An 11,436-nucleotide genomic window follows, 5' to 3' on the forward strand; every position below is an offset into this window, starting at 1 on the left:
AATAAGAAAATTAGTTAATTAGATGATTTTCGCATTTCACAATTATCTAATTGACACATTGACAAATTCTCTAATTTAACAAAGAATGAAAATAGCCATTTACGGACAATATTATCAGAACAGTACTGAACCAATTATAAAAGACATTTTCAAGTTTTTCAACACCAATAATGTTGAGATGGTAATTGAAGAAAACTTTCTTAACATGCTTTACGAAAAACAGCTAGTTAAGAAAGAGTACAAAACTTTTCCTTCAAACAGCGCTTTGGACAATAGTTTTGAAATGTTAATAAGCATTGGTGGCGACGGAACTATTTTAAGAGCCGCAGCTTTTGTTCGTAATTCAGGTGTTCCATTATTAGGTATTAATGCAGGAAGATTAGGTTTTCTGGCTAAAGTTCAAAAAGAAAACATTGACAGTTTGTTGCAATATGTAATCGATCAGAACTATACAACGTCTGAAAGAACTTTACTTGGACTAACTGCCGATCCTAAAAATGAAGCTTTCGAGGAACTTAACTTTGCAATGAACGAAGTTACAGTGAGTAGAAAAGATACAACTTCGATGATTACAGTTGAAACCTATTTAAATAACGAATATCTAAACTCTTATTGGGCAGACGGTTTAATTATCTCTACTCCTACTGGTTCAACTGGATATTCTTTGAGCTGTGGCGGGCCAATTTTAACGCCAGATGTAAAAAGTTTAGTAATCACACCTATTGCCCCCCATAATTTAACTGCCAGACCACTTGTTATTCCTGATGACACTGAAATTACACTACGTGTAACAGGAAGAGAAGATCAATATTTAGTTTCTTTAGATTCAAGAATTTCTTCGGTAAAAAATGAATCTATTTTAAAAATTAAAAAAACAGATTATAACATAAAAATGGTTGAAATACCAGGCGAAACTTTCTTAAAAACATTAAGAAATAAATTGCTCTGGGGAGAAGATAAAAGAAATTAAACTCTTTTCTGATTACCCACTATACGATAATACCACATTTTCTCGTTCTGCATGTAGTGAATCATCATTAAATGGCTCAAAATCATAACGTAAATTGAAAAAAAAGCACATTTAAACAAAGGAACTTTGATTCGGATCGATAATTATTATATTTGCACGCAATTTTGAATTAAATGAAGAAAATTTTTAATTTATTGTTATGTTTTTTCCCCTTTATTACACTTAATGCTCAGATCAATGAGATAGGTGTTTTTTTTGGCGGAAGTAACTTTGTAGGTGATGTTGGTAAAACAACTTATATTGCCCCAGAAAAACCAGCCTTTGGTATTTTATACAAATGGAATAGAAGCCCAAGACATGCATGGCGATTCTCATACACACAATCTAGCATTATTGGAAATGACTTCAAGTCTGAAGAAACGGGCCGAAACCAACGAGGCTACCGTTTTGAAAACGATATTAAAGAACTTTCTGCTGGTTTAGAATTCAATTTTTTCGATTTTAATTTGCACGATTATCATACAAAGATAACCCCTTACATTTTTTCAGGGTTAAATTTCTTTGTCTTCGACAACTTATACCGATATACTACAAGTCCAAACGTAATATACGCGCAAAAAAATAAAAGCTCATTTGCTATACCTATTATATTAGGTATAAAATCGAATATAAGTCCACGTTTCGTTTTAGGAGCAGAAGTTGGAGTACGCTATACTTTTACAGACAACATTGACGGAAGCAATCCGAATACAAGTAATCCAGATATTTTAAAATTTGGAAATTTAAATAATAATGACTGGTATGTTTTTTCAGGTATTACTTTAACATATACCTTTGGACAGAAACCTTGCTATTGCCCAGAATAAAAATGAATTTAATAGAATCAATAGATCACACAAACTTACCTAAACACTTGGCCATTATCATGGACGGTAACGGACGATGGGCAAAACAACAAGGCTTTTTGCGCGCGTTTGGCCACGAAAATGGCACAAAATCTGTAAAAGAAATAATCAAAACCTCTGCAAAATTGGGTATTGAGTATTTAACTCTATATGCTTTTTCGACAGAAAACTGGAATCGTCCAAAACTGGAAGTTCAGGCATTGATGAAAATATTGGTAAATTCATTAAAAAAAGAGCTTACTACCCTTCAAGAAAATAATATCAGACTTAATGCAATTGGAAATCTTGATAAATTACCAAAAACAGCCCAAAAAGAACTTTTGGATGTTATGGACAAAACCAAAAATAATACTCGCCTAACACTTACGCTCGCTTTAAGCTATGGATCTAGAGAGGAACTGGTAAATGCTATTAAGTCAATTAGTGATAAAGTTAAAAATAATATAATTTCAATAGACACTATTGACGATTCAATTATAAATGAGCATCTTTACACGCAAAATTTACCCGACGTAGATTTATTAATACGAACAAGTGGAGAACATAGAATAAGTAATTTTTTGCTTTGGCAGATCGCCTATGCAGAATTGTATTTTACTAATGTCTTGTGGCCAGACTTTAAAGACCAAGATTTATATGAGGCTATTATTAGTTATCAAAAAAGAGAACGTAGATTTGGAAAAACCAGTGAACAAATTAAATAATTTTTTAGTGTTGCAAAAAAAAATACAAATAGTCCTTACCCTATTACTTTTGGGTAGTTTTTCACAAATTAAAGCACAAGAAAGAGTTCCTTTTGATCAAGGGAAAAAATATATTCTAGCCAAAGTTTCTGTTGTTGGTAAAATAAGCTTCAATGAACAGACTGTTGTAACCTTTTCAGGCCTTCAAAAAGGACAGGAAATCACTGTTCCTGGAGAAGAAATCAGTAGCGCAATTAAAAAATTAGGCAAACTAGGTCTTTTTGATGAGATCGCTTTCTATGTTAACAAAATAGAAAATGATAGTATTTATTTAGATCTTGATATCGTAGAGCTTCCTAAATTAAACGAAGTTAAATTCGTTGGAGTTAAAAAGAGCAAAGTTGAAGGTTTAATTAAAGATAATAACTTGACAAAGAACAAGATTGTCAATGAAAACTTAATTACGACCACGAAAAATTATATTGAAAACAAATACAAAAAAGAAGGTTTTTATAACACAAAAGTTACTATAACAAATACTCCAGACACTATTAACGGTCACCAAGTTAATATGCTTGTCAGGATAGACAAAGGAGATAAAGTAAAAATCAGCAACATTGATTTCATTGGAAACAAACAACTTACAGGAAATCAATTGCGTGCTGCAATGAAAGACACAAAGCAGAAAAACTTTATCCGAGTTTTTAAAGCGTCTAAATTTATCCCAGAAAAATACAAAACTGACTTAGAAAAAGTAATCGCAACCTACAAAGAAAAAGGATATCGTGATGCCCGAATTATCTATGATTCAGTAAAATACAACAAACAAAAAAACACTCTTGCGATTAAGATTAATGTAGAAGAAGGAAATAAATACTACTTTGGAAACATTAAATTCTTAGGTAACACAGTTTATTCAGATCGCCTTTTAAACAGCTATTTAGGAATCAAAAAAGGAGAAACTTATAATGGAGTTTTATTAGAAAAAAGAATTGCTGATAAGACAAAACCAGACGCAGAAGACATTACCAATTTATACCAAAACAACGGTTATTTATTCTCGAATATTAACGCTGTAGAGGTAAAAACGGTTAACGATACAATCGATTTTGAAATTAGAGTTACAGAAGGTCCAATTGCATATTTTAATAAAATTACTGTTGTTGGAAACGACAAAACAAACGACCATGTTATCTATCGTGAGTTAAGAACAAAACCGGGAGAAAAATACAGTAAAGAGCAGTTAGTGAGAACTATCCGTGAGATCGGACAATTAGGTTTCTTTGATCCTGAGGCAATTGATCCTAAATTTAAGAACGTAGATGCTGGAGCTGGAACTGTTGATATTGAATATAATGTTGTAGAAAAAGGATCTAGCCAGGTCGAACTTCAAGGAGGTTACGGCGGTGGAGGTTTCATTGGAACTTTAGGGCTTTCGTTTAACAACTTCTCTGCTCGAAAATTATTTGACAAAGAAGCTTACAAGCCTTTACCAATGGGAGATGGACAAAAAGTTGCGCTTCGTTTACAAGGAAGTACATACTTCCAAACGTATAGTTTATCTTTCTCAGAACCTTGGTTTGGAGGAAAGAAACCTGTACAGTTTAGTTCATCTATTTCATATAGTAAGCAATTTCTTAACAATTATATCACCCGAACTGTTGATAGAAGCAAAAGTTTTAATATTTTTACAGTCCAAGTTGGTTTAGCAAAAAGATTAACTGTGCCAGATGACTACTTTGTGTTATCACAATCTGTGAGTTATCAGCACTATGATTTGAACAATTATAATACAGGTTTATTTACTTTTGGTAACGGTGCATCAAGAAACTTAGCTTATACTATCGGACTTTCAAGAAGTAATAAAGGGGTAAACCCGATATTCCCAACTTACGGTTCTGAGTTTAGTATCTCTGCGAAAGTTACACCACCTTATTCATTGTTTAATGGAATTGATTATGGTGATTTAAAAAATCAAAAAGAATACAAAACACAATACACTGGAACATCAGGAAGTGGTGTAGACGGAAAACCACTTAACAATGGTGATTATGTTAAAACAGAGACAGTAAACGGAACAACTGGTTATGTAAGTGTTGGTTCTGATTATGGAAGTGCAGATACAGATGTAGCAAAAGTCGATCAGAAAAAATACAATTGGTTAGAGTACTATAAAGTTAAATTCAAAGGAGATTGGTATACTAAAGTTTATGGAAAATTAGTATTAAGAACACTTACAGAATTTGGTTTCTTAGGAGCTTACAACCAAGAAAGAGGTGTAATTCCGTTTGAGCGTTTTTACTTAGGTGGTGATGGTATGGCAAACTACTCTATGGATGGTAGAGAAACTATCCAGTTGAGAGGTTATCCAAACAACTCTTTAACTCCAGTAAACGCTGCCGGTGATGCAATTGGAGCTACAATTTATAACAAATTCTCAATGGAATTACGTTATCCAATTACATTAAAAGCATCTGCTTCGATTTATGCATTAACGTTCTTAGAAGCTGGTTCATCGTATCCAACTTTCAAAGATTACAACCCGTTTGACTTAAATCGTTCTGCTGGTGCTGGTTTACGTGTATTCATGCCTGCATTTGGATTATTAGGTATTGACTTTGGTTACGGATTTGACGCTCTTCCTGGACAAACAAAAGCTAATGGCTGGGAAACACACTTTATTATTGGACAACAATTTTAAAGAAATAACGTTTGGTTAAAAATCATCAAATAAAGTTATGTTATGAGAAAACAATTTTTATTTATATTTTTAGCCTTGATTGTAGCAAATACAAGTCAGGCACAAGGAAAGACGACTAGAATTGGCTACATCGACATGGAATATATTTTAGAAAATGTTTCCGATTATAAAGAAGCCAAATCACAATTAGAGCAAAAAGCTCAAAAGTGGAAACAAGAAGTTGAGGCTAAAAAATTAAATATAAACAACCTTAAAGAAAGTTTAAAAACAGAAAAAGCTTTACTTACTAAGGAATTAATTGAAGAGAGAGAAACTGAAATTAAGTTTCTGGAGCAAGAAATGATGGATTATCAGCAGAAACAATTTGGATCTGATGGTAATTTAATGAGGCAGAAAGCAGCATTAGCAAAACCAATCCAAGATCAGGTTTTTACTGCTGTTCAGGATATTGCAGAAGCAAAGAATTATGATTTTATTTTTGACAAATCATCAGATCTTACAATGCTTTTCAGTAACAAAAGATTTGACATTAGCGATCAGGTTTTAAGGATTTTAAATCGTACAGAGAAACGCGAGCAGCTAACGAAAAAACAATTAAAAGAACAAGAAGCGAAAGAAAATCTTGAAAATGCAATTGACGAAAATCCAGCTATGGCTGATCGTCAAAAAGCACTTGACGAAAAGAAGGCGGCTAGAGAGAAACTAATTCAAGACAGAAAATTAGAACAAGAAGCTAAGAAAAAAGAATACGAAGACCGAAGAAATGCTTTAGCTGCTGAAAGAGAAGCTAAAAAAAATGGCACGGTTTCTGGAACAGCTAAAACAGCGACAGAAACGCCAGCAACAACAACAGATGCTGCAAAAACAAGCTCTACTGCTAAAACTGCAACACCTGCTGCAACTGGCACTGGAGAAACACCAGCGGCTGAACAGCCTACAATGACGAAAGCTGAAGAAAGACAATTACTTTACGAACAACGTAAAAAAGAATTGGAAGAAAAAAGAAAGAAAATTTTAGAAGAAAGAGAAGCGGCTAAAAAAGCAAAAGAGGCCGAAACGCAAAAAACAAATACGACCAATAATTAATTAATATTTTAAAAATGATGAAACAAATCAAAACTTTACTAATTGCTGCAATTCTTATTTTAGGAGCAAGTAACACAATGAACGCACAAGCGAAGGTAGCTCATGTTGATGTAAGCGAGATCATGTCGAAAATGCCTGCTATGCTAGATGCTCAAAATCAACTGCAAAAATTAAGTGGTACATATGATGCTGAATACAAAAAAATGGTTGACGAATATCAAGTAAAAATCAAAAAGTACGAAGCTGAAGCAGCAACAGTAACTGATGCTGTAAACGGTGAGCGTTCTAAAGAGGTTCAAGATATGCAAAAGAGAATTGTTGATTACAGAGACAATGCTCAAAAAGAATTACAACAAAAAGAAACTGATATCGTAAAACCTTTAATGGAAAAAGTTAGAGCTTCTATCCAAAAAGTTGGAAAAGCTAAAGGTTTCCAATACATCTTAGATGGTTCTACTTTATTATTAGCTGATGGTCCAAACATCACTGCTGACGTTAAAAAAGATTTAGGATTCTAAGAAATTAAATCTCTATAATTAAACTGCTCAATTTATATAATTTGAGCAGTTTTTTTTTACAAAAAATTAAAATTAATCGTTGGTATTTTTTCTAGATTTGACTTAACTTAGAGTAACAATTTATACTCAAAAAATATTAAATTTGCTTTATGACAAACAACAATCCTATAGGCGTTTTTGATTCTGGTATTGGCGGAACTTCAATTTGGAGCGCTATTCATGATCTTCTTCCAAACGAAAAAACCATTTATCTTGCTGACAGCAAAAATGCACCTTATGGTCAGAAAAGTAAAGAGGAAATTGTTGCTTTAAGCAAAAAAAATGTAGAGTTTTTACTCGAGAATAATTGCAAATTAATCGTTGTTGCCTGCAATACTGCAACAACAAATGCAATCTTTGAACTTCGTGCAGATTATGATGTTCCGTTTGTTGGAATTGAACCTGCAATTAAACCTGCAGCAAACAATTCTCAAACACAAGTAATTGGAATTCTTGCAACAAAAGGAACCCTAAATAGTGAGCTGTTTAATAAAACTGCCGAAATGTTTCAGAATACCAAAATCATTGAACAGGTAGGCTACGGACTTGTGCAGCTTATCGAAGATGGCAATTTGTATTCACCAGAAATGACACAATTATTAGAATCTTACCTTCAGCCAATGATCGAAGCTAATATTGATTATTTGGTTTTAGGATGCAGCCATTATCCTTATCTAATTCCTCAGATAAAAAAAATTCTCCCAGATCATATTAAAATAATAGATTCAGGAGAAGCTGTTGCTCGTCAGACTAAAAATCTGCTTCAAGATAAGGTAGGTTTTTCTGAAAGTACAGATAACGATCCTATATTTTATGTTAACTCTGACCCTAAAGTCTTAGAGTCTATTTTAGAATACAAATATCCCGTAATCAAAAAAGACTTTTAGAGTTTTATTCAATTTTTCGCTTGACGAACCAAATTCCGTCCAACGATAAATTGAGTGATATTTTATGGTAATTTTCCTTTATTAAATCATTTGCAATTCTACCCTTCTGCCCGTAAGAATAGGAAATATTAAGAGATGAAAATGTATTTTCAATTGGCAAATTAAGTCCGACTGAGAATGAGGCATTATTAACTCGGTGACTATCTACTTCAAGATAACCTGTATCATAATTTACTCCTGCAGCATACCCTATTCTATCCCAATATTTTCGTGCATTCTTTTTTGAACTGTAGGTAAATCCAAGAGCAAAACGATCCTGATTTACAAATTCTCCATAAAGTTCAGACTGATTTGTACTTCCCCAAAAACTCTTTTCGTAATCTAAAGTCACATTCAGATTATTTTTAAAGCGTTTACTAGCTCCAAATCCTATTTCGAGAGGCATGTAATAATCGTCAACGTCTGAAGCTACATCTGTTTCAATAGACGATTGAACTTCGTCTGCAATACTCGTTACAGACTGTACTTTTGATGCATTTATTTTCGCAGGAACTTTAAATGTTGTTCCTACTGTAAAAGTCGAATCTACTTTAAATTGCGCTCCTAATGTTGCACGAACTCCGCTGTAATCAGTTGTTTTGCTTATGGTTGTAATTGCGTTTGAAACCAAAAAAGCACGATCATCAACCGTATTTCCAAAAAGTACGGTTGCAGTTGCTCCAAGCGTCAATTTCTTTCCTAATCTATATCCGTATGAGAAATCTAAATTGTTTAATCCACCCGATCCTTCTGCGCTTACATAATAATACTCCTGACTATCTGCAATTGGCAGTTTTAAATTCGAAATTTTAAAAACAGAACTAGAATATGGACGAAGCGATAAACTAAAACCTGAATTTTTAGTTACTGGAAATGCAAAAGCCAAATGAGAAAACTGGAAATTATTTCGTTTTTCTGTTCGAGAACTACTTTGATAAGTCGTAGAAATGGCTTTTCCTCCAATATCAAAAAGAAAGTGATTTTGATACATAAACCCAAGCGATGCCGGGTTCAAATTATTGATAAAAGTATCTGATGGCAAAGCAATTCCTGAAGAACCTATTGAAGGCAGATAACCAAAATCTGAATCATATAAACTTCCGACGCCATACAGTGAATATGGCGAACTAGAAATACTTTGAGAAAACGAAGTCAGCGACATTAATAGGAAGCAGCTCCATAAAACAATTTTATTTTTCATTAATAAGAGATGTAATAAATTTTCAGCTGAATTTTATTGTTCAAATGCTTTTGGTCTCCCAAAACTAGTCGGTTAACAGACTGTGCAATTCCTGGTAAGGTTAAAATAAGTGATGACCTCGAATCAGATTCCTTTAGCATTTCTTTCTGCAGAAAGGCTCCAATGGAAACAGAATAGCCGACATTTTCATTAAACTCGTCGCTCTTTTGACTCAATTTACCATAAACCGCAGTACCAGCTGAATTTACCAGCGAACCGCTTATTCGATTTAAATTATCTCCAACATAAACAGTGAGAGAATCTGCTAAAGGATATTTTTCTGAATAAGAATTATTGACGGGTTTCAAAATCAATTCTGCATCGACAATAGCTCCATTAGTGGAAATATTTTTAAACTGCTTTATATTTGGAAAATCGACTCGACAAGCCACTCCAGTTCCAGACTGAATATATCCTTGATTGTTTGTTAATGTACTGGATAATTTACTGGTCGAAATGGGGAGACTTTGAAGGATTGTACCCGTTTTATCTGACGATATAGAATTAAACTGTTTTGTGGCATCTAAAATCTGAAAGTCGAGAATATAAGAATCCGCTTCATCATCTGCCTGATATTTTGAATAGTACAATCGCACTTTACTTGTTGAAACACTAAAACCAATAGCACTTGAAGAATTTCCGGTGTCAGGTACAAGCACTAATCCTTTTAAATATTCTGTAAAACTATCATAGTCTGTAATTTCTCTTTTTTTGATTTTTAAAAAAAGTGCCTCTCCAAATTCCTTACTCATTTGGATATTTATAGAATCTTTCTGTAATGGTCTGGGTCTATATGAGATTGTCCCAAGGCTTTCTGGGCTATAACTCAAAGTTGAATTATTATAGAAATTATCATCTTCTGTGTTTGGCTTAACCCTTTGAGTTAATCTATGAATATTAAATGTCTGTACCCTTGTGGTATCTCCATAATAATAACGATCGTATTTAAGAATCATAGAAATAGAATCGAAAACATAGTTTACAGATTCTGTATCTGATCCCACGCTTGTTAAAGCATAAGTACTCGTAGAAAGCTGGAAATAACTATCAGATTTTACTTTTCCAAAAATAGGATCATCGTAATTTCCAATTAAAATTCTACTTCTATTTGAAGTCGCCAGCGAGTCAAAATTTATAGTTGACATATCGACTGTAACGGTATCGATTAAGACCACTTTATTACTCAAAGCCAAATAATCTGATCCGACTGTAAATTCACCCGTGTCTGTATCTGTCCCACATGAAAATAAGCTCAGTACAAAAAGCAGTATCAATATAAACTTGCGCATAATCTATTTTTTGCGCAAATATAAATTGCTCGCTCTGGCGACACACTATAACATATACTATCACGCTTTTTTAAGCTACAGACTGCACAAATTCATCTACAATATCAATTCCGTTCTCAAATTTTAATTCGGCCTTAAAAAGGGGGATTTTGTCTATCAAAACAGGTCATATATATATCTTCTTTTTTTTAAGAGGGCCATCCACCTAATTTTGAGCCAATAAAATAAATAATGAAAGTACGGTTTTTAATTTGTTCTCTTTTTTTGATTTCAGTTTTAGGTTTGAAAGCTCAAGAAAATTTCAGCGCCAATGTGAATTTCAAAACTGAGCCAACAGATAAAATAAATTTTAACGAAACAGACATTGCTATTTTTTATCAAAAAGAACTAGGAACAAAAAGCAAAATAGCAAACACATTAGATTATTCAAATTTAAAGGTGAATTACGAATTTAATCCATACAACTTTTATGAAGATCAGGATAAATTCAACCAAATTCAAGACAAGTTTGAATATTCGTATGAAATGTCAGAAAAAACAAAATGGCAGTTTTCTATTGTTCCAACGGCAAACTTTCAGAGCAATTTAGATTTTTCGGACCTTACTGTTTTAGGAAGTTTAGCGATCAGCCAACAGATTGGTTCAAAAGTGAATGTAATAGTTGGAGCTGGGCGAACGTCGATTTTTGGAGCACCAAAAATCACACCGATTGTGGCTTTTGATTATAAAATGAATGACAAAACCGATTTTAGAATTGGTTTTCCAGATTCGAAAATTTCTTATTCAAATAATGTTCGAAACAAATTCAGTTTAACGAACAGTTTTAATGGAAATTTTTATCATTTAGACGAAAGCATCAATGCAGATAATAATGCTGAAAAAGCTGTTTTATCACAAATGACATCGGCTTTGGAATACGAAAGAAACGTTGGAGGCAATTGGTTTTTAAATTTCAAAGCAGGTTACGATTTTGATAAAAAATACAACTTATTAGACAGCAGTGACCATAAAGTATACGATTATAATACTGGAAATGGTTACGTTTTAGGAATAGGGATCAAATACAAACAATAAATTAA

10 protein-coding genes are annotated in these 11,436 nt (G+C 33.0%); 8 read left to right on the forward strand and 2 right to left on the reverse strand.

What is annotated here, in order from left to right; genetic code table 11:
* The first annotated feature begins 85 nt into the window (after window positions 1-85).
* From V6624_RS06350 to murI, 7 genes are all read left to right on the forward strand, one after another.
* Complete coding sequence (locus V6624_RS06350) at window positions 86-970, forward strand: NAD kinase (protein ID WP_338841314.1); 885 nt, start codon at window positions 86-88, stop codon at window positions 968-970.
* A gap of 173 nt (window positions 971-1,143) precedes the next feature.
* A complete protein-coding gene (locus V6624_RS06355; RefSeq protein ID WP_111283833.1) occupies window positions 1,144-1,836 on the forward strand; it encodes a DUF6089 family protein in 693 nt (230 codons plus the stop codon).
* A 2-nt stretch (window positions 1,837-1,838) separates the two neighbouring features.
* On the forward strand, window positions 1,839-2,579 hold the full coding sequence (locus V6624_RS06360) for an isoprenyl transferase (protein ID WP_111283831.1): 741 nt from the start codon (window positions 1,839-1,841) through the stop codon (window positions 2,577-2,579).
* Entirely contained in the window at window positions 2,512-5,259 is a 2,748-nt protein-coding gene (locus tag V6624_RS06365; RefSeq protein WP_111283829.1) for a BamA/OMP85 family outer membrane protein, read from the forward strand. Before V6624_RS06360 ends, V6624_RS06365 begins: the two co-directional genes overlap by 68 nt.
* A gap of 42 nt (window positions 5,260-5,301) precedes the next feature.
* A complete protein-coding gene (locus V6624_RS06370) occupies window positions 5,302-6,345 on the forward strand; it encodes an OmpH family outer membrane protein (protein WP_111283827.1) in 1,044 nt (347 codons plus the stop codon).
* A 14-nt stretch (window positions 6,346-6,359) separates the two neighbouring features.
* A complete protein-coding gene (locus V6624_RS06375; protein WP_204251661.1) occupies window positions 6,360-6,863 on the forward strand; it encodes an OmpH family outer membrane protein in 504 nt (167 codons plus the stop codon).
* A gap of 149 nt (window positions 6,864-7,012) precedes the next feature.
* Window positions 7,013-7,789 (forward strand): glutamate racemase, encoded by a 777-nt coding sequence (gene murI / locus V6624_RS06380; protein ID WP_111283825.1) that lies wholly within the window; start codon window positions 7,013-7,015, stop codon window positions 7,787-7,789.
* Between the two features lie 4 nt (window positions 7,790-7,793).
* Here the strand turns inward: murI and V6624_RS06385 are convergent, their stop codons facing one another.
* Together V6624_RS06385 and V6624_RS06390 are read right to left on the reverse strand one after the other, a co-directional pair.
* Window positions 7,794-9,029, reverse strand: a complete 1,236-nt coding sequence (locus tag V6624_RS06385; protein WP_111283823.1) for an aromatic hydrocarbon degradation protein — start codon at window positions 9,027-9,029, stop codon at window positions 7,794-7,796.
* Window positions 9,029-10,357: a DUF4270 family protein gene (locus V6624_RS06390; protein WP_111283821.1), complete on the reverse strand. Its 1,329-nt coding sequence runs from the start codon at window positions 10,355-10,357 to the stop codon at window positions 9,029-9,031. Before V6624_RS06390 ends, V6624_RS06385 begins: the two co-directional genes overlap by 1 nt.
* Before the next feature lie 231 nt (window positions 10,358-10,588).
* Between V6624_RS06390 and V6624_RS06395 the strand changes: the two genes are divergently transcribed.
* Window positions 10,589-11,431 (forward strand): DUF6268 family outer membrane beta-barrel protein, encoded by an 843-nt coding sequence (locus V6624_RS06395; RefSeq protein ID WP_338841317.1) that lies wholly within the window; start codon window positions 10,589-10,591, stop codon window positions 11,429-11,431.
* The last annotated feature ends 5 nt before the right edge of the window (window positions 11,432-11,436 follow it).

This window comes from Flavobacterium ginsenosidimutans, assembly GCF_037478105.1.
In the GTDB taxonomy this organism is placed as follows: domain Bacteria; phylum Bacteroidota; class Bacteroidia; order Flavobacteriales; family Flavobacteriaceae; genus Flavobacterium; species Flavobacterium ginsenosidimutans.

Bases quoted from the DNA above. Each gene is read 5' to 3' on its own strand.
- V6624_RS06390 (WP_111283821.1), bottom strand. From the start codon at position 10,357: ATGCGCAAGTTTATATTGATACTGCTTTTTGTACTGAGCTTATTTTCA.
- V6624_RS06385 (WP_111283823.1), bottom strand. From the start codon at position 9,029: ATGAAAAATAAAATTGTTTTATGGAGCTGCTTCCTATTAATGTCGCTG.
- V6624_RS06355 (WP_111283833.1), top strand. From the start codon at position 1,144: ATGAAGAAAATTTTTAATTTATTGTTATGTTTTTTCCCCTTTATTACA.
- V6624_RS06365 (WP_111283829.1), top strand. From the start codon at position 2,512: ATGAGGCTATTATTAGTTATCAAAAAAGAGAACGTAGATTTGGAAAAA.
- V6624_RS06370 (WP_111283827.1), top strand. From the start codon at position 5,302: ATGAGAAAACAATTTTTATTTATATTTTTAGCCTTGATTGTAGCAAAT.
- V6624_RS06395 (WP_338841317.1), top strand. From the start codon at position 10,589: ATGAAAGTACGGTTTTTAATTTGTTCTCTTTTTTTGATTTCAGTTTTA.
- V6624_RS06350 (WP_338841314.1), top strand. From the start codon at position 86: ATGAAAATAGCCATTTACGGACAATATTATCAGAACAGTACTGAACCA.
- murI (WP_111283825.1), top strand. From the start codon at position 7,013: ATGACAAACAACAATCCTATAGGCGTTTTTGATTCTGGTATTGGCGGA.
- V6624_RS06375 (WP_204251661.1), top strand. From the start codon at position 6,360: ATGATGAAACAAATCAAAACTTTACTAATTGCTGCAATTCTTATTTTA.
- V6624_RS06360 (WP_111283831.1), top strand. From the start codon at position 1,839: ATGAATTTAATAGAATCAATAGATCACACAAACTTACCTAAACACTTG.